The organism is Borborobacter xinjiangensis (assembly GCF_047739745.1).
Classification (GTDB): domain Bacteria; phylum Pseudomonadota; class Alphaproteobacteria; order Rhizobiales; family Rhizobiaceae; genus Pseudaminobacter.
In genome coordinates, this window is sequence record NZ_JBLLVA010000033.1 from 12,936 (window position 1) to 33,551 (window position 20,616).

The 20,616-nt window shown below is 60.4% G+C and carries 21 protein-coding genes and 1 pseudogene; 13 read left to right on the forward strand and 9 right to left on the reverse strand.

Going from position 1 to position 20,616, the window contains the following annotated elements; genetic code table 11:
- Nucleotides 1–6: 6 nt before the first annotated feature.
- Nucleotides 7–1,401 (reverse strand): MFS transporter, encoded by a 1,395-nt coding sequence (locus tag ACLKMW_RS22950; RefSeq protein WP_415726853.1) that lies wholly within the window; start codon nucleotides 1,399–1,401, stop codon nucleotides 7–9.
- A gap of 38 nt (nucleotides 1,402–1,439) precedes the next feature.
- Nucleotides 1,440–2,159 (reverse strand): aspartate/glutamate racemase family protein, encoded by a 720-nt coding sequence (locus ACLKMW_RS22955; RefSeq protein ID WP_415726854.1) that lies wholly within the window; start codon nucleotides 2,157–2,159, stop codon nucleotides 1,440–1,442.
- A gap of 644 nt (nucleotides 2,160–2,803) precedes the next feature.
- On the opposite strand from ACLKMW_RS22955, the gene ACLKMW_RS22960 reads away from it, so the two are divergent.
- Nucleotides 2,804–4,057 carry a glucoamylase family protein gene (locus tag ACLKMW_RS22960; protein ID WP_415726855.1) on the forward strand — a complete coding sequence of 418 codons (1,254 nt, stop codon included), beginning with the start codon at nucleotides 2,804–2,806 and terminating at the stop codon, nucleotides 4,055–4,057.
- A gap of 742 nt (nucleotides 4,058–4,799) precedes the next feature.
- Here the strand turns inward: ACLKMW_RS22960 and ACLKMW_RS22965 are convergent.
- The gene (locus tag ACLKMW_RS22965) at nucleotides 4,800–5,693 is read right to left on the reverse strand and encodes a DMT family transporter (RefSeq protein WP_415726856.1); all 894 of its coding nucleotides are present in this window, start codon (nucleotides 5,691–5,693) and stop codon (nucleotides 4,800–4,802) included.
- 165 nt (nucleotides 5,694–5,858) lie between these two features.
- On the opposite strand from ACLKMW_RS22965, the gene ACLKMW_RS22970 reads away from it, so the two are divergent.
- Nucleotides 5,859–6,749 carry a LysR family transcriptional regulator gene (locus tag ACLKMW_RS22970; protein ID WP_415726857.1) on the forward strand — a complete coding sequence of 297 codons (891 nt, stop codon included), beginning with the start codon at nucleotides 5,859–5,861 and terminating at the stop codon, nucleotides 6,747–6,749.
- 142 nt (nucleotides 6,750–6,891) lie between these two features.
- Here the strand turns inward: ACLKMW_RS22970 and ACLKMW_RS22975 are convergent.
- The 3 genes and pseudogenes from ACLKMW_RS22975 to ACLKMW_RS22985 all read right to left on the reverse strand — a co-directional run.
- Nucleotides 6,892–7,017: pseudogene (locus ACLKMW_RS22975) on the reverse strand (PaaI family thioesterase); the annotation flags it as partial.
- Between the two features lie 162 nt (nucleotides 7,018–7,179).
- Complete coding sequence (locus ACLKMW_RS22980; protein ID WP_415726858.1) at nucleotides 7,180–8,172, reverse strand: alpha/beta hydrolase family protein; 993 nt, start codon at nucleotides 8,170–8,172, stop codon at nucleotides 7,180–7,182.
- Between the two features lie 122 nt (nucleotides 8,173–8,294).
- Nucleotides 8,295–8,927, reverse strand: a complete 633-nt coding sequence (locus ACLKMW_RS22985; protein WP_415726882.1) for a pyridoxamine 5'-phosphate oxidase family protein — start codon at nucleotides 8,925–8,927, stop codon at nucleotides 8,295–8,297.
- Here ACLKMW_RS22985 and ACLKMW_RS22990 point away from each other — a divergent pair.
- The 8 genes from ACLKMW_RS22990 to ACLKMW_RS23025 all read left to right on the forward strand — a co-directional run bounded on the left by ACLKMW_RS22990 (nucleotide 8,926) and on the right by ACLKMW_RS23025 (nucleotide 16,392).
- Entirely contained in the window at nucleotides 8,926–9,393 is a 468-nt protein-coding gene (locus ACLKMW_RS22990; protein WP_415726859.1) for a cupin domain-containing protein, read from the forward strand. The genes ACLKMW_RS22985 and ACLKMW_RS22990 overlap by 2 nt on opposite strands.
- 40 nt (nucleotides 9,394–9,433) lie before the next feature.
- Entirely contained in the window at nucleotides 9,434–10,318 is an 885-nt protein-coding gene (locus ACLKMW_RS22995; protein ID WP_415726883.1) for an NAD(P)-dependent oxidoreductase, read from the forward strand.
- A 469-nt stretch (nucleotides 10,319–10,787) separates the two neighbouring features.
- Nucleotides 10,788–12,140: an aminotransferase-like domain-containing protein gene (locus ACLKMW_RS23000; protein WP_415726860.1), complete on the forward strand. Its 1,353-nt coding sequence runs from the start codon at nucleotides 10,788–10,790 to the stop codon at nucleotides 12,138–12,140.
- Between the two features lie 76 nt (nucleotides 12,141–12,216).
- Entirely contained in the window at nucleotides 12,217–12,975 is a 759-nt protein-coding gene (locus ACLKMW_RS23005; RefSeq protein ID WP_415726861.1) for an SDR family oxidoreductase, read from the forward strand.
- A gap of 559 nt (nucleotides 12,976–13,534) precedes the next feature.
- Complete coding sequence (locus tag ACLKMW_RS23010) at nucleotides 13,535–14,104, forward strand: hypothetical protein (protein ID WP_415726862.1); 570 nt, start codon at nucleotides 13,535–13,537, stop codon at nucleotides 14,102–14,104.
- 163 nt (nucleotides 14,105–14,267) lie between these two features.
- Nucleotides 14,268–14,480 (forward strand): hypothetical protein, encoded by a 213-nt coding sequence (locus ACLKMW_RS23015; RefSeq protein WP_415726885.1) that lies wholly within the window; start codon nucleotides 14,268–14,270, stop codon nucleotides 14,478–14,480.
- Between the two features lie 329 nt (nucleotides 14,481–14,809).
- Nucleotides 14,810–15,064, forward strand: a complete 255-nt coding sequence (locus ACLKMW_RS23020) for a helix-turn-helix domain-containing protein (RefSeq protein WP_415726863.1) — start codon at nucleotides 14,810–14,812, stop codon at nucleotides 15,062–15,064.
- Nucleotides 15,064–16,392 (forward strand): type II toxin-antitoxin system HipA family toxin, encoded by a 1,329-nt coding sequence (locus ACLKMW_RS23025; RefSeq protein ID WP_415726865.1) that lies wholly within the window; start codon nucleotides 15,064–15,066, stop codon nucleotides 16,390–16,392. Before ACLKMW_RS23020 ends, ACLKMW_RS23025 begins: the two co-directional genes overlap by 1 nt.
- A 303-nt stretch (nucleotides 16,393–16,695) precedes the next feature.
- Here the strand turns inward: ACLKMW_RS23025 and ACLKMW_RS23030 are convergent, their stop codons facing one another.
- From ACLKMW_RS23030 to ACLKMW_RS23040, 3 genes are all read right to left on the reverse strand, one after another.
- Complete coding sequence (locus ACLKMW_RS23030) at nucleotides 16,696–17,061, reverse strand: hypothetical protein (protein ID WP_415726866.1); 366 nt, start codon at nucleotides 17,059–17,061, stop codon at nucleotides 16,696–16,698.
- A gap of 7 nt (nucleotides 17,062–17,068) precedes the next feature.
- A complete protein-coding gene (locus tag ACLKMW_RS23035; protein WP_415726867.1) occupies nucleotides 17,069–17,479 on the reverse strand; it encodes a DUF1801 domain-containing protein in 411 nt (136 codons plus the stop codon).
- A gap of 88 nt (nucleotides 17,480–17,567) precedes the next feature.
- Nucleotides 17,568–18,224, reverse strand: coding sequence for a winged helix-turn-helix transcriptional regulator (locus ACLKMW_RS23040; RefSeq protein WP_415726868.1), 657 nt, complete (start codon nucleotides 18,222–18,224; stop codon nucleotides 17,568–17,570).
- Between the two features lie 89 nt (nucleotides 18,225–18,313).
- Between ACLKMW_RS23040 and ACLKMW_RS23045 the strand changes: the two genes are divergently transcribed.
- From ACLKMW_RS23045 to ACLKMW_RS23055, 3 genes are read left to right on the forward strand one after another with little or no spacing between them, the layout of a single operon-like run.
- Entirely contained in the window at nucleotides 18,314–19,039 is a 726-nt protein-coding gene (locus ACLKMW_RS23045; protein ID WP_415726869.1) for a DUF1428 domain-containing protein, read from the forward strand.
- Nucleotides 19,039–19,710, forward strand: coding sequence for a glutathione S-transferase family protein (locus ACLKMW_RS23050; RefSeq protein WP_415726870.1), 672 nt, complete (start codon nucleotides 19,039–19,041; stop codon nucleotides 19,708–19,710). The genes ACLKMW_RS23045 and ACLKMW_RS23050 overlap by 1 nt, the downstream gene beginning before the upstream one ends.
- Before the next feature lie 28 nt (nucleotides 19,711–19,738).
- Entirely contained in the window at nucleotides 19,739–20,533 is a 795-nt protein-coding gene (locus ACLKMW_RS23055) for a VOC family protein (RefSeq protein WP_415726871.1), read from the forward strand.
- Nucleotides 20,534–20,616: the final 83 nt, after the last annotated feature.

The window sequence follows — 20,616 nt, forward strand, 5'->3', positions numbered from 1 at the left end:
GATAGGTCAGGCAGGCTGTTCGCTGAGTTCTTCGAGGCTCTTGCCGGCGGTCTCCGGGCCGAACATGGCGGCGATGAGTGCTATCAGGTACAAGCAGGCCAGCGTAACGAAGATGGCGGTCAGGCCGGCGGCATCGAAGATCATGCCGGCAATGGGCGTCATCACCACCGCCCCCATCATGCCGATAGACTTGGCCGTGCCCGTGCCGAATCCGCGGATGCGGGTCGGATAAAGCTCGGGCAACCACGTCCACAGCGTCGTGTTGAGGATCAGGATGAAGAACTGGAAGAGGGCTCCGAGCGCCAGGACGGACGCAGTGGAACTGGTGAACATCCCGAAAGCGATCGCCGAAAGCATGGCGCCCAGGGTGCCTATGGCGATCACGGTCTTGCGTTTCAAGCGGGCGTTGAGGAGCACGGCAGTCAAGGCGCCTGCGAGGCTACCCGCCTGCATCACGGCGGTGTAGCCGACGCCGGCAACGATGCTGAATCCCTGGCTGACCAGAATGACGGGCATCAGGGTCAAGATGGAGATTTGTCCGGCGGAAGCCATGAAGTATGTGGTGGAAACCGCCACGGTTCTTCTGCGCCACGGCTTCTCGAAGATTTCGCGCAGCCGGATGGGAGCCCTGTCGCGCAGTGTGATGTCGCCCTTGTCGGTTAGATACTCGACCACCTCGATCTTTTCCGACCGAGCCACGAGCCTGCCGCTCTGCAGGATGGTCAGCGTCCGATTGCATTCGGCGATCTGCCCAGTAGCCAGCAAGTATCGCGGCGTTTCCGGCAGATAGCGCCTGAAAACGCCCATCAGCACGACCGGCAGGACCAGTAGACCGAAGACCCAGCGCCAGGCGTCGTCCCCCGCGCCGATGGCGGGAGCGATGAGACCAAGCACCAGGACGCCATACAGGGGGGCGGCAAAATTGCCCAACCCGCCGCCCGCCACGTTTAGAGCCGAGACGGCGCTCGCCCGGTGCTTCGTCGGCGAGAATTCCGCCAGCATGGTTATGGCGGTGGCAAGTTCGCCGCCTAGACCGAGACCTACGATGCCGCGGAAGACCAGCAGCCACTCGTAATTCGGGGCGAGTGCGCATGCCAGGGCGCCAACGGAGTAGATGAGCAGGTTGAACATGAGAATCGGACGCCGGCCGAATCGATCCGCCATCATGCCGGCCAGAATGCCGCCGGCGCACATGCAGAAGAAGGTGACCGAGTTGATGAAACCGATCTGGCCCGACGAAAGTCCCCAGTCCTGTCGTAAGACCGGACCGACGACGCCCACGGCGTTCTGTTCGATGACATCGAAGAACACTCCTCCGATAACGAGCAGAAGGATCAGCTTGTGCGCTCGTCCGAAGCCGATGCGGTCAATAATGCCCGCCAGCTTCTCGGTTGTTCGCACTTCGGATTCCCGATTTTCCAAAGTTAGTTCCACGTGTTTCATCCCACTCCTCCCAGGGTGATGTGTTTCTTGCGCGGTGGCGCATAAGTTCGAATCTTCGATGTCTTAAGACCGAGGTGCACGAGGGACTCGGCGATCTTGACGGCTGCGGTGACACCGTCGACTACCGGGACGCCGGTGGCCTCTTGCACCCGACGATCCAACTCAGCCATTCCTCCACAGCCCAGGCAGATAACCTCAGCATGGTCGTCCGCGACCGCGCGTTGTGCCTCGCGAACGATGGACGTCATTGCCCCTTCAGGGTCGGACTCCAGCTCCAGAACCGCCAACCCGGTCGATCGAACCGAGGCGCATTTCCGGTCCAGTCCCGAAAGGAGAAGGCGGTTCTCAATTAGGGGAACCGCGCGGTCGAGCGTTGTCACGACCGAATATTGATGACCGAGGAACAGCGCGGTGGCTGCAGCGGCTTCGGTGATATCGACCACCGGTACGTCGAAAAGCTCTTGGAGGCCTTCACGCCCATGTTCGCCGTAGCCGGCTTGTATGATTGCGTCGAAAGAGCCCGGGTAGTGTCGGACGCAATCCATCACCGCGACCGCGGCGATGTAGCTTTCATAATTGCCTTCGATGCTTTCGGCACCGAACCGCGGCGTCAAAGCTACTATCTCAGTATCTCTGTTGGCTACCTTGCGTGCAGCATTACCGATGAGCTCGGTCATCGACTGCGTTGTGTTGACGTTCACTACGAGAATTTTCACACGTCCCTCCCGATCTAAGAAATTCTCATTTCATAGATTTAGCTCTGTGTAAATATTTTTTCATGAGCACGTGTGACGAAATGTGCCGAAAGACCGGTCCACGCTGAGTGCTAGCGGTTAGAAGCGGTTGGCCGGGAGCCGCAACTCGTCATGTGGAGCGGGGTGCCTCCCGCAACGCTCGGGAATGGCAGCCGAGTTGCCCAGCAGCGACGGGCGTCCGCATCTGGTCACCGCGAAACCACCGCCCCCTGGGCCTGATCGCTCGCCGACGTTGTGCTGGCTGGAAAGCTTGGGCATTTGCGCGGTCGACTAGTTTTGCTCCTCGTCCGGCGCCGAGCGCCTTGCTTCCACCAGGGACGCGCGATTGAACTCCTCCTGGGTTCAGTCAGCGTCTTCGAAGAACTCCCACGGACCTGCGATCGCAATAGGATTCCACGCTTCCGGTGCCCGATGCCGCTCTTGATCAGGTGGCATTCGGAGGGGTGGATGCCAAAACGGAATCACCCAGGGGATAATTTCCTATTTGCCGCACCGCGAACGATCACTCGCCAGGTAGGCGCGACGCCTCGTGGGCTCTCCGCACAGCTCCCTACTGACTGGTTGATCTCAGCAATTCACATTATTGGTCTCCCATGAACCTGCGGATGAGTACCCCTTCCCCACCCCTTGCCGAAATCGATGACCTATCTCTTGATCTGGTTCAGAGACAGACGTTCGGCTTCTTCTGGGAGGGCGCGCATCCGATAAGCGGGCTGGCCCGCGACCGGCAGAAGACGACAGGTGATCCCGACAACGACCTTATCGCCATCGGTGGCTCAGGCTTCGGCGTCATGGCCATCATTGTCGCGGTCGAGCGCGGATGGGTTTCGCGCGCCGATGCCGTCAACCGCCTCGGCACGATGCTGTCATGCTTGGAGCGGACGCCTAGATACCACGGCATGTTCCCGCACTTCATCAATGGCCGGACCGGCGAGACGATCCGCTTCAGCCGGAGGGACGATGGCGGCGACGTGGTCGAGAGCGCATTGCTGTTTCAGGGCCTTCTCTGCGCCCGCCAATATTTCGATAAGAACATCGCTTCGGAGCGAGACCTTCGGACCCGCATGAATCATCTCTGGCTTGAGGCGGAATGGAACTGGTACAGACGCGACGGAGGCAATCAGCTTTACTGGCATTGGAGCCCCAATCACGGCTGGGCCATGAACAGCCGAATCTGCGGCTGGAATGAAGGTCTCCTGGCCTATGTTCTCGCCGCCGGGGCCCCGGATTACGGCATCGACGCCGACGTCTATCATGACGGGTTCGCGTCAGGTCCTGCCTTTCGCAATGGGCGCAGTTACCACGGAATCGAACTGCCGCTCGGCATGAATTATGGCGGGCCGCTGTTCATCGCCCACTACGCCTTCTGCGGCCTGGATCCACGCGGACTGACCGACCGCCATGCTGAGTATTGGCAGCAAAACGTAAGCCACACCCGCATCAATTACGAGCACTGCGTTCGCAATCCCCATGGCCACACGGGATATGGGCCGGACTGCTGGGGGCTGACGTCCAGCCATGGACCGAAGGGGTATGTTGCGCACGCGCCCGACAAGGACATCGGAGTGATCACGCCGAGCGCTGCGCTTTCAAGCTTTCCCTATGCGCCGAACGAGGCCATGCGCGCGCTGCGCTATTTCCTTGCCAAGCGTCACCGCATCTGGGGTCGGTTCGGCTTCGTCGACGCGTTTTCCGAAAGCCGGAACTGGTATGCGCGAACCTATTTGGCGATTAATCAGGGGCCCATTGTCATCATGATCGAGAACTTCCGATCCGGTTTGCTCTGGAGCCTGTTCATGAGCGCCCCGGAGGTACGGGCCGGTTTGTCGAAGCTCGGTTTCACAAGTCCGCATCTGTGAGCAATCATAGGCCCTGGTTGGTGGGATCCCACGCCATCGCGTCGAAGATAAGTGCGCCGCAGCCAAGCGCATGTGCATGCCAGGCCTCGTATCGCGCAGCAGGTCACATATCAGCGTCGACCTCGCGGGGTCGGAACGTCGTTCACCTCCTTCGTGCCAACGGGGGCTGCAGGCTGTCGGCAACAGCAAACTTGTAACGGGCGGCGTCCGCGCAGCCGGGTCACGGACTGGCGCGCTATCACGCTGATAGTTCCGTCAGGCTGTGCCTGCCGGTGCAGCCATAGCGTTCCGCAGGCATTGGGGCTGTCGGAGCCGACTGTCGCCGGATTGGAACCGATGATGACCGCGTCTGGGATAGGCGCAACGGGGTCTGCGTGTAACGGGTCGAGATCAAAAACTGGAACGCCACGCCGCCTGAGATGTGGAAATAACAGAGGGGGATTTACGCGGACCCGGCCGAACGACCCTGCAAAGAGAAGCTTGGGGGAAAGGAGAAACGGGCCACCGCTGTGGCACTTCCGTCATGAATCATCGGAAGGGAAGGATGCGCCATGACCGGCCATTCTTATAACTGGAATGGCTATTGAGAGGCCGGCAGCAGACTGACAGCTTCAGGTACTTTAGAAGCGGACATTGGCGCAGTGGGCTGGTCACCTCTTCAGGTCGCATAGCTGGCATCCGGCCTCACCATCTCGAGCGAAGCTGAGATAACACCGTCCGTCCCCACCGCAAGGCACAGGACTTATCCGCGGGAGGTCAGCCAGACCCCCACGAGCGTCACTGCCAAGCCCACGAACATCGCCGGTGTGAGAGGCTCCGAGAACAATATCCAGGCCCAGAGCATGGTCACCGGCGGGCTCAGATAAATGGCCGCACTGACCTTGGCCACCGGAAACATGCGCAGCATGGTGTAATACACCGAGTAGGCGGCGAATGTGGCGATCAACACGAGCCAGACCATGCCAATGGCGAACTCGCGGGTCATGGGGGGTACGAGTCCGCCCTGTGCCAGGGCGCAGACGCCGAACAGGACCGCACCGGTCAAAGTGTGGATGCAGAGGCTTTGGTGAACGGGCATGTGCAGTGACTCGCGGCCGCGGCGCAGGACCGAGGCAAGCGCGAAGACCAGCATGGAGCCGATAGTCAACGCGTAGGCCCACAAGGGGGCGGCTCCAAAGCTTAAGCTGTCGAAGGAGACAATCAGCACCCCCGAGACAGCGATGGCAGTGCCCAGCCACTGCCGCCCGGTCAGCCGCTCGCCCAGGATGGGTTGAGACAGGGCCGCGATCGCCAATGGCACAAGATCGGAGATCAGCGCGACCAGTCCGGTCGGGACGCGCTGCTCGATCGCGAGCGCAAAACCCCCAAGGTAGATGAAGACGGCCATCACGCCGAATCCGACCTGTGAGGTCACGGCGCGCAGGCGCATCCTCGGTCCGAAAATCAGCGCGAAGGGAAGGAGGATGATTCCGGACAGGAGCGTTCGCCAGAACAGCAGGAGGGCAACACTGGCTTCCTCGTTGGCATAGCGGATGCCGACGAAGCCGGAACTCCAGCCGATTACCAGCAGAGTGGCCATCAGTGGCCAGAGAAAACGGGATCGGCTCGTGGGCGAAGATAAGGTGAGAACGGTCATGAGATTGCCTGTGCAAAGTCATGCGGTCATAGCCGCGGGCAGGACCCTGCGCACATGACAAATTTCGATTGCGGCATGAGAAGGCGCCTGAGAGTTTAATTCATCGTTGCCAATGCAGTCTTATTGCATCATTGAACTTCAAGAAGCATCAAAATTGGCGTACCCATGAGCGACATGAACAGCAGGCGGCTCGACATCGATGCGCTCCGGGCACTACGCGCCATCAAGCTGCATGGAGGCGTGACCCGGGCGGCGGAAGCTCTCAACCTCACGCAGTCCGCGGTGAGCCACAAGGTCAAGCGCATGGAGGCCAGCCTCGGCTGCGAGCTGCTGGACCGCAAGCCCGGCGCCGCCATCTTCACTTCAGACGGCGAAGGTCTTCTTGACTATGCCGAGCGCATCCTGGGACTGCATGACGAGGCGCTTGTCAGCCTGGCAAAGTCAGACCTGGCCGGCCGCGTCCTGCTGGGCTTTACGGAGGACACGACCTGTTCCGACCTTTCGCGCATCCTCGGGCGCTTCCGCCGTCTGCACCCGCAGGTGGCCATTCGGGCGAAGGTCCGCATGAGCCTGGTGCTGCGCTCGATGCTGGAGCGTGGGGAGCTGGATGTCGCCATAGTGCAAGTCTTTGCCCATGAGGTGCGGCCCACGGACTTGGTGCTGCTTCGCGAGGAGCTGCATTGGGTCAAGTCCGGTGAACTGTCGCTAGACTTTAAGGAGTCTATCCCATTCCTATCCTTCGACGAAAACTGCTTCTATCGACGCTGGGCGTTGGACATAGGCCAGGACGGAGGAGCAGCACTGGAAACCGTTTTCGAGTGCTCCAGTGCCGCAGGCATCGTGGCTGCGGTGAACGCGGGACTTGGCGTCGCGCTGCTGAGCGACCGCCATCTGCATCCGGAGATGGAAATCATCGATTCCCGTCTGCCCGCGCCTCCGGCGCTTGCCTACGTCGTGCGTCGCGCCAGGAAGGCCCGGAACCCCGCGCTGGAAAGCCTGATCTCCGAGATCGAGAGGGAGATAAGCCGATATGGCGGACTGGCTCTGGCTGTCTAGAGGCGGCTCGCACCGTCGGCATCATCACCGCTTCAGCCATACCGCCACCATTGCAGTGCGGAGCGCCGATGCGGCCATCCGGTGAGCGTGGACCCGACTTCAGCACCTCGCCGATTGCCATGAGACGCTCACCGGAGGTTGGCGCAAGATGATTGATCCTGAACTCGACGGTCAGAATCCAGCAGGTCGTGTCGAACCGGGTCAGCACCGCGAAGCCGCCGGCGACATCCGCGAGCGAAGCGACAGTTCCGCCGTGGATGTATCCGATCTGTTGGTTGAGGGCGGACCGAAAGGGAGCGTGAGTTCCACCCGGCCATCTGCGAACTCCACGATTTGAAGCCCTAGGAAAGACTGACTGGCAAAGACTGCCTTCACTCGCTGCTCGTGGCCGAAAGTAGCTTCTAGCGTTCTGTCATGTGCCCCCCTTCGGCTAAGCCAGCCCATTCGCGCGCGGGCGCTCCGTCGCAACCTCACCCCCGCGAGAAGTCTGAGAAGGCCTGCACGAGCGGTTCTTCCGCTCGATTGCTTCTCCGCTCCGTGGGTAACCGGTCCACGGGTTGATGCCGTCCCGAAGCCACAGGGTCGTATCAGACCAGAATCCAGTCTTGTGCCCGGAGTTGAAGAGGCCGAAATGCCCGGACGCATTCCCACCAAATCGCTCGCGGCCAAGTTCGACGACCATGCTGGGAGCATTTCGGTAGTAGCCGAGCCCGCGGCGAACAGCCCGTAGCGTTGCGTACTCGTCGTCAAACGCGGTGACTGCCAGAATGGGCGCCGTGACCGCCTCGAACTTGGCCAGGACCTCGTGGCGCCGACCACGAGGATAGCTCAGTTCCATACGCGAGCGCCGGAAGCTCCATTCGTTCGCGACTCCTGCCGGTAGGTCCTCAAGCCATCCAAGACGTCTGCCGGGGAAGTAGCCGCAGATGGCCGTCGCAAACGGCATCGCGACGTGCCATTTCAGGAAGAGCGCCGCACGACGCTTCGGCGCGTAGTCGAGCCACCAGGCATACTGCGCGCCAACTGTAAGCATGCGATCGACTTTCGTCGCGCTCTCGGCCAGCCCCGGAAGAAAGCCGCCGATGCTGTGCCCGACGACGAGCAAGGGGCCGCCGCGATCCTTTTCACACATCAGCCGAACAGCGGCATCAAAATCATACTCGCCCCAGTCGCTCCATCGATAACCACATCTCCATAATGAGGAAGGGCGAGAGGCACCGATACCGCGATAATCGTACGTTAGGACATCGAACCCGTGCTCAGCGAGAAAGAGCGCATACCGATGATAGTAACGTGCAAGGACGCCTGTTGCCGGATTGAGGATGACGCGGCCATACTGCTTCTTGCGCTCTGCCAACCAGAGGTGGCCACCGAGTTTCACGCCATCTTCGCAAATGATCTGGATGGGACGTTCACAGTGCATAGCTCGGTCCGGCATTCTCTGATCGTGTTGCTTGCGTCGACATGCGAAAAGCCTTTCAGTGATACAATATCGTTCAAGTTCCGGCTTTTTGTACTTATCATATCAACATAATATCACCAACGTCAATTCAATGTCTTTGAACCTTTACCGGGCCCCGCTTGATGTGGCCTAGGGCACCGACCGTCGCGTGACCAGTTTCCCATTGTTTGGCGCGACCTCGAATAGCCAAGCGTGCCGTACGGATCGTTGGTGCTTGCCACAATGAGAGCGGGAGAAGCGGAACCTGGTTGTCGGCACGGCGCTGACCGAACGCGCCTCGACCGGGAACGCTGGCCCACTTGGATCGGGCAATGCTCGCGGTCAACAACCTTGGCTTCGCCCTCGAGCTTGAAACCGCGCTGACGGAAGACGTCAACGAAACTAACGCAGACCTTTGGCTTCGACTGCACGTTGGTCACGCTGATCGGCGACGCGATATCGGCGATCACGACGGCGTCGTTGGCGTAGGGCGCGAAGATCTCCTTCGGCGATAGATTCGGAGTGCCATCGGCTGACACCGTGGCCAGCCAACAAAGCACTGCACGATCCATCTCAGTCCGCACCGTTTGGTTCAATGACATCCTCAATCTCCGAAGGCAACGTTCTGCGGCCTGTCCCCATCTCCTCGATGGATCTCGATACAAATGATACAAACAGATAGACAGTTCAAGAAATGTATTGCAGATTGCTGCTATGGTGAAATCCACGGAGACCATGACGGACACGATTGCAATCAATGCTCATGACGTGGCGCCGCGGGCGAAGCTATCCAACTATCCAGCCGAGTTCGCTGTGAGAATGAATGGACGTGTCAAGCGGCAGCTTGGCGGCGTTTTCGGGCTCGTCAACTTTGGTGTCAACCTGACCACCCTTGATCCCGGGGCAGTATCTGCTCTCCAGCACGTCCACAGCAGACAGGACGAGTTTGTCTATGTTCTCGAAGGAGAAGTTGTTCTCGTTTCGGGCAATCAAGAGGTATTGCTGCGGCCTGGTATGTGCGCGGGGTTCAAGGCTGGTGGAACGTCCCACCACTTGGAAAACCGCTCCAAGGTGCCTGTTAGCTATCTCGAAATCGGCGACCGCAGGGAAGGCGATGAGGTGAGCTATCCCTTTGATGATCTGATTGCTGTCCGTGCTGATGGCACCTGGCAGTTTCGACGCAAGAACGGAACGCCCTATTGAGACCCGCGAGAGACACCGGCACCCCGCGAAGGAGATCGTAATGAGCATCGGATTCATAGGTTTGGGCGTGATGGGCCAGCCGATGGCCCTGAACCTTGCGCGGGCCGGGGACCCGCTTGTCGTTTGGAACCGGTCCCCCGCGAAGTGTGAACCGCTCCGCGAGGCTGGGGCGCACATTGCCCGGACAGCCGAAGAGGTGTTTGCCCGCGCAAGGATTATTATTTTGATGATGGTCGACAGTGCTGCGACCGACCTTGTCTTGGACCGCGGCGGACCGGGCTTCAACCGAAACGTATCGGACCGCATCATCGTCAGCATGGGTACGAATTCAGCCGATTACTCGCGCAATTTGGAAGCGGAGATTTGCGATGCTGGTGGGCTTTATGTCGAGGCTCCTGTATCCGGCTCGAGAAAGCCTGCAGAAGCCGGCGAACTCGTCGCCATGCTGGCGGGGGATAGCGGGGCGGTGGCCGAGGTTCGGCCGCTCCTCTCGCCTATGTGTCGGCAAACAGTGATCTGCGGTGCCGTTCCATCGGCGCTGCTCATGAAGCTTGCGGTGAACCTGTTCCTCATCACTATGGTCACCGGGCTGGCGGAAGCCTTCCACTTCGCCGAACATCACGGACTGGACCTCTCGAAGTTCGTGAATGTGTTGAACGCCGGGCCGATGGCGAGTCCGGTTTCCAAAGCGAAGCTCCAAAAGCTGTTCGCTGAAGATTTCGAGGTACAGGCGGCAATCACCGACGTGCTGAAGAACAGCCGATTGGTCGCCGAGGCGGCTAGAGCGGCGAACATGGCCTCTCCGCTCCTCGACGTCAGCCACGACCTTTACGACGAGACCGTTAGGCTAGGCTTCGGCCATGAGGATATGGCCGCGGTCGTGAAGGCTATTCAGGCCAGGACGATGCGTCCTACCGTTTGTTAGATGCCAAGTCTGAAAGTCGTATCTCAACCTCAAAAACGCCGCGACAGCGCATGATTGATCATGTCTCTGTCAGTGTCCGACTTTCGAAGGGCAATGTTGTTCTATGATTGCGTATTGGCTTCGCTCGGATTTGCGGGGGCTGATCACCCGAGAGGCAAATGCGGGATATGATTTGGACAGCGGCATGCATGTCGCCCTTCGGTCCGACACCGCGCAAGCAGTACAATCCTTCCATGCGGCAGCCCTCGCCACAGGCGGCCGTAGTGACGGCGCTGTTGGGCTAGGAACAGAATATAGCCCCGCTTATTTCGCAGCGTTCGTGCGCGATCCCGATGGGAATCGGATCGAAGGGGTAACGTTCACTTCATGTGGGCTCCGTGTGCGCGAGACGATGGAGACGGAAACTGGACAGCAAGGCGATAAGATCCTATGCCGTGATACAATTTAGGAATGTTCACTGGAGGTCGGTGTGGGTAAGCCCGATACGGTTCAGCTTTCCCTGCCGCACGGAAGCGCACCGCTACATGAAAGGCTTGCCGAGGCTATCGAACAATTAATCGCTTCGGGGCGGTACGGTCGTGGAGATCGTCTTCCCACTCATCGGGAGATAGCTCGGAGCGCCAATGTCGCGATCGGCACGGTAACCAAGGCCATCGGTTTTCTGGAAAGCCGAGGCATCCTCAGAGGGGAGACGGGCCGCGGTACTTTTGTCAATCTGCCCGTAGAGACCGACGATCAACTCATTGATTTGAATTTCAATGCGCCGTTGCCGGTTATCGACGACACGACCTTTCGATCGGCAATGACCCTTGCTGCCGGGCGATTGAGCAGCGTGCCGAACGGCGGCTATCCCGAACCAGGCGGCGGCCGTGATCAACGCGACGCCATGGCGGGATGGCTCGCGGCCACCAGGCTCGAAGCCGATCCTGGTGAGATGCTGATCACTGTAGGAGGTCAGCATGCCATTCATCTGGCCATGGCTGACCTCGTAGGCGTGACGAAGCTCATCGCGACGGAGGCCGCGACGTTCTCCGGCGCAATCGCGGCTGCGAACAACCTCGGCATCCAGTTGAAGGCGGTGGATCACGACGGCGAGGGCATGCGTCCGGCCGACCTGCAAAAGATGCTCAAGGACACCGGTTGCAAGGCGATTTACCTAACGCCAGTCTGCCAGAATCCCTTCGGATTCGAGATGTCTGAACCCAGGCGGAGGGAAGTTCTGGAAGTTTGCCGCCGCAACGACGCATTCATCATCGAAGATGACATATACAGCATTTACACCCAGTCTAAGGGGAAGACCTTTTATGAGATGGATCCGGAGCGGGTCTATTATCTCAACGGCTTGTCCAAATGCCTGACGCCACTTGCACGCGTCGGTGTGTTGATCCCTCCGCTCCGGCGCCGGGCTGCCTTGGCAAGTCGCATTCGGGCGGAGACATGGGGAGCATCTCCAATCGACGTCGAGACGGCGCGCGCCCTCATCGAAGGGGACGTCCATCTGAAAGCTCGGGACGTCCTCTTGGCGGAGGCACGACAGAGAGTTTCGCTCGCGAGTAAGCTGCTTGGTCTGAGCGACCTGCCGATGCCGCACGGATCACCACACATCTGGCTTCCAATGGCAACTGCATCTGCCGAGAAGTTGGCGCGGCGCGCACTCGAGCGGGGTGTTCGGGTGACACCTCCCGATGCTACGTCGGTCGGAGGCGAGAAGGCGGGAGGCGTTAGGCTATGCCTGATGGCTCCACCCCAAAGATCGAGTCTGGAGCGTGCTCTTAGGATACTGACCGATCTCAATCAAAGTCCGTCAGGTGAAGTCGTCTGAGTAGACTCTTGCCTCACGAATGGTACTCTTCGTATCGCTAGATAAATGATACGAACTGGTTCGGAGGAAGAGACAGATGGGAGCTGCTAGCAAAATTGGACACTGCCTGCTTGTGACGGGCGGCGGCCGTGGCATTGGCGCGGCTGTTGTGCGCTTGGCCGCAAACAAGGGAATTCCCGTTTGTTTCAGCTTCCTCCAAGACACCGAAGCCGCAGCTGCTCTGGCCAGTCAATCTACAGAAGCCGGCGGTCACGTGCGAGCTCTACAGGGGGACGTCGCCGATGTGGATTTCGCTCGTCGCCTCTTCGACTTCGCAGAAGACCAATTCGGCACGGCGACGATGCTGGTCAACAACGCCGGCGTGACGGGGCCGATCGGGCAATTTAGGGACACTACGATCGACACGCTGCGGCAGACCGTTGACACTAACCTGATGGGCCCAATGCTGCTCGCGCAAGAAGCGATCCGACGCTGGGAGAGTTCAGGCATTCCGGGACGGATGGTCAACATTTCGTCGGTCGCATCGACGCTCGGCGCTCCCAATGAATATGTGCACTATGCCGCCACCAAGGCAGCGATTGAGGCGATGACGATAGGCCTCGGGAAGGAAGTGGCAGCGAAGGGAATACGGATCAATGCCGTTGCCCCAGGCACGGTATATACGGACATTCATGCAGCGGCAGGCGAGCCTGATCGCCCCGCTCGGGTCGCCTCCCGCGTGCCCATGGGGAGGATCGGAAGCCCGACCGAAATCGCCTCGGCTGTGCTGTGGCTCCTTTCAGACGAAGCCTCCTACGTGACCGCAACCGTACTCAGAGTGTCGGGCGGCTTGTAGATCCTTCGGGCGTGCTTCCTCGTTTGGCAGGAGCAACGCGAAAAGCGTGCTGGAAGCCCCTAACGCCCAACAGGCGAATGCCAAGCCCCAGTTTGGGGGGTGACTCCCGGGTTCGTTAGATCCAGAATCAGTCCGAACGCCATGGGTGCAACCTCTCCGGCTCCAAAGACAAGAATCGAGCGGAGGGCTCCCTAGGTGTCGCGGTGCCGTCATCGCTGTCGATAGCACGCCCCATGGCGTGCAGGCTTTGGCGCGTCTGGCGGAGCACGGAAAGGAGGTCGGCAGCGTTGGCGGGTAAAGGGGGAATCGATCTGAAGGAGGGTTCGGTCATCGGCATTGATGTTGGATGTTCGCCCACGCGGAGATCAAGCGCAATATGCCGGCTGGACTGGTCCGTCTTGACCATCTCGTGGGAAATCATGCGGTTCCGCGCTGTGGAACCGGAACGTGAGACGGCAATCGCGCACGTTGCCGCTGCCGGTCGATAAGCGCAGCGGCTTTCGACGGTCCCCTTCGGCGGGGCTTCGATATCGTCGGCCGTTATCGGACAACAGAGCGGATGCTGACGCGCCGCTTTCGTCCTTTGATTGGCAAGCCCGGTCAATCCAGCACGCCGGTAGGCAGGCTGCTGAACTATCATGCCAATGAGTGCGTCCGCCATGTGGCCGCCTGTTCAGGCGTGCTCGACGCCCGGCATGGCGTGCCGATTGACCGGAAGGCACTGGTTGAGGCGTTTCCTAGTTCCTTTCTTGGCATGATGCTTCCGGAGCCGGCGCGCGTCGCGGCCCGCAGAGGCGACAGATCCGACACATTCTTTCAGCACCTTTCAGCTACGGACGTCCTGCACTCGTTTTTCGAGTACTGCCTTCCCGGTCGGCAGCTTGCCCACGATCTGAACACCATTGTAAATCATGACGACCGGGCAGCATTCGTCTGCGCGCTAACCGCTTTGTGCGTGGCTATCGGTGATTTCGTTGCGATCGGCGACGATGATGGGTGGATCATTTTGCCGCCATGTCGGTTCATCCAGCCCGAACAGTGGATGCTCCTCTGCGCTAACGCAGAGGAAGAGATGCCGGGCTCCTTGTACGTCACTGGTCGTGAAGAAATTACGCTACGGCCACAATGACACAGTCGTTCTCATTTTCTTCTCGTCGGGCGCACCCGAGAGGATGAAACTGGGAACTCGTATGTATTTGCTATTCCGCACTTTTTTCCCGGTCCCGCCTGCAGGAATGATTTTCTCCGCTTCGGAATTGGGCCGTCCCTAGGTAAAATGCGTCATGGGATCGATGATTCATCTGGCCGTCGGCCGGTTAGAAATTGACTGGGGGAAGAACCAAGGCTTCCGCGACCATTCCGCGCTCTTCCAAGGGGAGCGGGGCGTCACCGACGTGCTTACTACTACGCGGGAGAGGAGGATGGGACGGATTTTGAGGGTGAGACAAAATGGAAGCCGCTGGTCGAGTATAAAGAAGGCCTGTCGAAACCCCTCCCCCTGGTGATCGATCGGCTGAACCTTCTCGGCCACACCTACGAGCAGCGTGAGAAGGAATTCGCATTTCTCGCGCGGCTGAACGGCTTCGACAAAAGGTGTTTTACGTTCGCAGCATTGCGCGAAGTGCCGTCAGTCGTAGATGTAGCGTCTCTTTCGGCCGACTCATCCAGCGCCGCCGTCATCTCATGCCAGTTCGTGCAACTGAATCGTTAAGTGCTCAATACGCAATCGCGTATAATCGCATTTAATACGCTAATGCGTATATTTTAGCTTCATACGCAAACCCGTATATTGACATGATATACGCAATCGCGTATATTTGTCCACGGAGGCTCCATGACCGAACAGATCGCCCGCACAGAAAAACAACTTGGCGCAATCCTGCGCCGCGCCCGCAAACAGGCGCGGCTGAGCCAGGGTGCGCTCGGCGAACAAATCCACCTGCGGCAGGGCACAGTCTCACGCCTCGAAGCCGGGGAGCCCGCTGTCCAGCTGCGCACCCTGATGGAAGCCCTCTCGGCCCTGAACCTCGAACTGGTTGTCCGCCCGCGCAGCCAAGGCGGCCCCACCGACATCGAGGACCTGTTCTGATGGCAAGGAAGGGGGCCCACGTTCCCCTTAACGTTTTCCTGAACAGCCGCCATGTCGGCGTTCTGCGCCGCGAGGCCACAGGCGCGATCGATTTTCAATACGGGCGCGACTGGCTGGACTGGCGCAGCACATTCCCGGTGTCGCTGTCCCTGCCTCTGCGGGAGGACCGCTATATTGGAACTCCGGTCATCAACGTCTTCGACAACCTGCTGCCTGACAGCGATCCTATCCGCAAGCGTGTTGCCGAACGCGTCGGCGCTGACGGCACAGACGCCTTCAGCCTCCTAACCGCGCTTGGTCACGACTGCGTGGGCGCCCTGCAATTCCTGCCCGACGGCATTGATCCCGGCGCCGCCGGTGACACCGACGGCAAGCCCGTCAGCGACGACGAGGTCGCCGACATCATCAAGAATCTCGCCGCCGCGCCGCTTGGCATGGGCGAAGACGAAGATTTCCGAATCTCGATTGCCGGGGCGCAAGAGAAGACCGCTCTGCTGCGCAAAGACGGCCAGTGGTTCAAACCCACAGGCACCACCGCCACTACCCACATCCTCAAGCCGCAGATCGGCCAACTGCCCAACGGCATCGATCTCTCTAACAGTGTCGAGAACGAGTATTTCTGCCTGAGACTGCTGCACAGTTTCGGCATCCCCACCCCGCCCGTCGAAATCGCGGATTTCGGCGAGCGCCGCACCCTAATTATTGAACGCTTCGACCGTCTGTGGACGAGGGATGACCGACTGCTGCGGCTTCCGCAGGAGGATATTTGCCAGGCCCTGTCGATCCCGCCGACTAAAAAATACCAGTCCGACGGCGGCCCCGGCATGCGGGAGATCATCAATCTGCTGAAGGGCAGCGACACGCCCGAAGCTGACATCACGACGTTCATGCGCGCGATCATCATATTCTGGCTGCTGGGCGCGACCGACGGCCATGCAAAGAATTTCAGCATTTTCCTCAGCCCGGGCGGGCGCTTCCGTATGACGCCGCTCTACGATGTGCTTGCCGCACAGCCGAGCCTCGACGAAGGCCAAATCCCGCGCAAGAAATTCAAACTCGCCATGTCGGTCGGAAAGAACCGTCACTACGCCATCCATGACATCGTGCCCTGCCATTTCCTGCAAACGGCGGACATCGCCGGTGTCGGTACCCCGGCGATGAAGGCGATCTTTGAAGATATCGCAGCGAACGCCGAACGGCAGGCAGAGGCGGTTATCGCGGCGCTGCCGAAGGATTTCCCCGAGCAACTTGTCGCGTCGACGATGGCGGCCCTCAGCCACCGCACCCGACTCATCGCCGATTCAATCGCAGCAGCCGCGCATGTCTAAGGCCAGAAACCAACCGCGCATTGCCATTCTCGGCTGGGGCTCGCTGCTCTGGGACAAGCGCCCGAATTCGACGAGCATCACGAAGAATGGCAGCCAGACGGGCCAATCTTACGGCTGGAGTTCACCAGCGTTTCAACATCCCGGGACGGCGTCCTCACACTGGTCATCGACCTCACTCACGGCACGACGTGCCCGACCGCATACGCGATCAGCACGCGCCGCAACCCGGAAGATGCCATGGCCGACCTGCGGTGCCGCGAGGGCACGATCATGCGGCATATGGGCTTCTACTTCCGCGACGGGTCAAGGCAATGCGTTCCGCAGGCTCCGCGGCGATGGTTCGAAGGTGTTCGATAAGCGCGGTCGCGATGCCCGGCGCCGATGGTCGGCGGTGACGGCGAGGTCGTAGATGTAAAGCTCGCGGCGCGCCCTCTCGAACTTGTCAAGTTCGTAAGCGACGAGCCCGCCCAGAACCTTCCTGCCTGACAGCGCCACAAGAACCACCACATGCTCCTTGGCGAGCAGGCCCGTCAGCCAGGCTTCTTCGGGCGGCGCGGCGCCATATGTGTCAGGGTCGTCGAAGACGTCGCCGAACAGTGCGTTCAACTGCCGGACAAGTGAAAGGTCGGAGGGACAGAGACGACGGATGTCGAAGGGGCGGTGCTGCATCGATCCTCTAGGACCCCTTGGACCTTTGCGTCGCGACGTTGAGCGTCACGGCCTCCTGGATCAGCGCCTTGAACGCGGCGGCGTCGACCGTTTCGCCCTCGCGGATGTCGATCGCCCGGCGCGTGCCGCCGCCGAAGCCCGCGTTGAACAACCCTGCGGGATCCTTGAGAGCCGCGCCCTGCGCGAAAGTGAGCTTGACGTAGGCCTTGTAGATCTCACCCGTGCAGATGATCCCGGCGTGTTCCCAGGTTGGTACGCCTGAGGGGTTCGTGGGCTTGGCCCATTTCACTGCCTCGACCACTTCGGGATCAGCCTCACGGATCAGTTCGCGCATTCGCGCCAGCACCTCGCCGCGCCAGTCGCCAAGGCTCGCGAGCTTCGCGTTGATCCGTGCGGACGGAGAATCCTGATCGGTCATATACACTCCACGATGATTTTCCAGCCTTACCCGAAGGGGTGAAAAATACAGTTACTTTTTAGGGGCAAGGCTTTGGCAGGCGCGGTGGTCAAGGCTGCGGTTCCAGCCTGAACATGTCGACAAAATCCTGCGCTGCCGAAACATCCCCTTGCGCCCCGATGAAGCCCTTGGCGATCAGCAAAGGCAGCGGCGCCGTGCCGTAGACCGCCGCCGCCATCGCATTGCCATTGCCGGACAGGACGAAGGGGGTGTCGAGCTTGGCAACCGACGCGGTTGACAGGCGGCCACCGGCCAGCCGCATCTCGAAGGCTTCCCTGCCGAAGGCGAAGCCTGCCAGCGCTGTGCGCCCGCTTGCCCGCTCGCCCACCAGGTTCACACCCATCGAGATCATCAGAGCGGAGGGACTAATGAAGCGCGAGGGATCATGCCCCGGCACGGTCAGCGCCCACCGGCACAGCGCCTCCAGCACCGGCAGCAGCCCTCGTCCGGCATCGGTGAGGGAATAGACGCCGAGACGCTCGTCATGCACGAGGATGCCGGCCTCCTGCAACTGCGTCAGCCGACCGATCAGCACGCTGGCAGTGATGCCCGGCAGGCCGGTGCGGATCATTTGGAACCGTTTGGGCGCGAACATCAGCTCGCGGACCAGCAGCAGCGCCCAGCGGTCGCCGATCAGGCTCAGCGCATGGGCGGCAAGACACCCTTCGTCATAGCGGATGCGCGAAGTTTCGCCGCGTTCACTCATATTTTGATACTACCAGTTGCTTTTTCATACTTCAAGCGGCATGCTGCAGTTGGGTGGGCGCTTTCGTCTGACCGAGAGGAGACGTGAACATGACCTACTATACCGGCTCCGTCGCAGCCGTCCCGACGGCAAACAAGCAGAAATACATCGAACACGTGAACGCCACCTGGCTGCTGCTGCAGAGCTATGGCGCGACCCGCATGGTTGAGAGCTGGGGCGTCGACGTACAAAGGGGAAAGGTCACCGATCTTTATGGCGCGGTGAACGCCAAAGACGATGAAACCGTCGTCTATTCGTGGATCGAATGGCCCGACAAGACGACCGCCGATGCCGCCTGGCAAAAGATGCAGAATGATCCGGCCATTAAGGAAACGCTGCAAATGCCGTTCGACGGCAGCCGCATGATCTTCGGAGGCTTCGAGCCGATCTTCGCGAAAGGCACCGACAGGGGCGCGGGTTATGTGCAGGGTTTCGCGCTGGCGGTGCCGGAAAGGAACAAGGCAGCCTACGTCAAGATGGCTGCGGACGCATGGGAAGACGCGTTCAAACCCAATGGCTGCCTCGGCACGGTTGAGGCTTGGGGTGTCGACGTGCCGCACGGAAAGCAAACCGATTTCTATCGTGCCACCAAGGCCGAGGACGGCGAAGTGCCGATGTTCAGCTGGACGGCATGGCCCGACCGGGCGACCTGCGACGCCGCGGCCAAGGCGATGGAAGCGAGCATGGAGGGGCAGGAATTCCCCGAAATGCCTTTCGACGGCATGCGCATGATGTGGGGCGGGTTCGAACCGATCTTCGACTCGGCCAAAAGCTGATGAGCCTCATCGTCTACACATTCGACTGGCTGCCCGAGTTTCCCCGCGGTTTCGTGCGCGATCTTCGCGTCCGTTGGGCACTTGAGGAGATCGGGCGGCCGTACGAGGTCGCCACGGTCCCGCTCAGCCCGAAAAGCGACGAACATCGCGGCATGCAGCCGTTCGGGCAGGTGCCGATGATCAGGGATGGCGAGCTGACGCTATTTGAAAGCGGCGCGATACTGCTCCATTTGTCTGATGGGACGCCATTGCTGCCGGCACATCGCCGTGCAGAGGTGATACAATGGCTCATCGCCGCACTCAATTCCGTAGAGATAACCAGCAGCGTCTGGATGGAGATGACGATGGCCGAGCGGATGCCTGATGTCTTTGGCTCCCCTTCAACGCCCGAAGCAATCGAACACGCGCGCCAGAACATGAATGGCAAGCTGGACGCGCTGGAGAAGCTGATGACGGATCGCAACTGGATTGCAGGCACTTTCACTGCGGCCGACATCATGATGGTCGACGTGCTGCGCATCCCGCAATCCTGGGATCAGTTGAACAACTATCCGGCGTTGACAGACTATGTGGACCGCGCCACCGCCCGGCCAGCATTCAGGAAAGCCATGGCCGATCATATGGCTCACTGGCAGGCTGCCGATCGCGCGCGACGCGGCGCATCCGCCTGAACCGGAAACCACAGAGGAGAGAAACGACATGAGCTATCATGGCAACCCGTGCTGGTACGAGCTGGGCACCAGCGATCTGAAAGCCGCCGGCGACTTCTATGGCAGGATTCTCAACTGGCAGGTCGCGGACAGCGGCATGGAGGGATTCGAATATCACTTGGCAAAGTCCGATGGCGATATGGTGGCCGGGATGATGTCCAATGCCGGCCAGCAGGGAAACCCGCCGCCGAACTGGCTGATCTATTTCGCCGTCGACAATTGCGACAAGACCGCCGCCGACATCAAGGCGGCGGGCGGTAAGGTCTACAAGGAGCCCGACGACATTCCCGGCACTGGCCGCTTTGCCGTGGTCGCCGATCCGCAGGGCGCGGTCTTTGGCCTGCTGCAACCCGACATGAGCCAGATGAGTGAAGCCGACCGCGCCAAGGCCGAGGAAGGCGGCGCGTTCAACCAGAAGAAAGCCGGTCACGGCAATTGGAACGAGTTGATGTCGACCGATCCGCAGGCCGGCTTCGCCTTCTACTCCGGGCTGTTCGGCTGGACGAAGGGCGAGGCGATGGATATGGGCGACATGGGCACCTACCAGCTGTTCCGCTATAAGGGCGTCGACATCGGGGCAGTGATGGGCCTCGGCGGCGCGCCAATGCCGGCATGGTTGCCGTATTTCGGAGTCGACGGCGCGGTGACCAAGATTGTGGAGGTCATCAAGTCGGCCGGGGGCAAGGTCCACCACGGCCCGATCGAGGTGCCCGGCCCCGCCTATATTGCGGTGGCGCAGGACCCCCAGGGCGCATGGTTCGCCGTGGTCGGCGCTGAAAAGTAGAGGACGCAAAGCTGAGCCGGTATGGGCCAGCCTTTGGAATGGCCGCTGCCTATAGTCCGTGCTCGCCGAACCTCACGATCTAA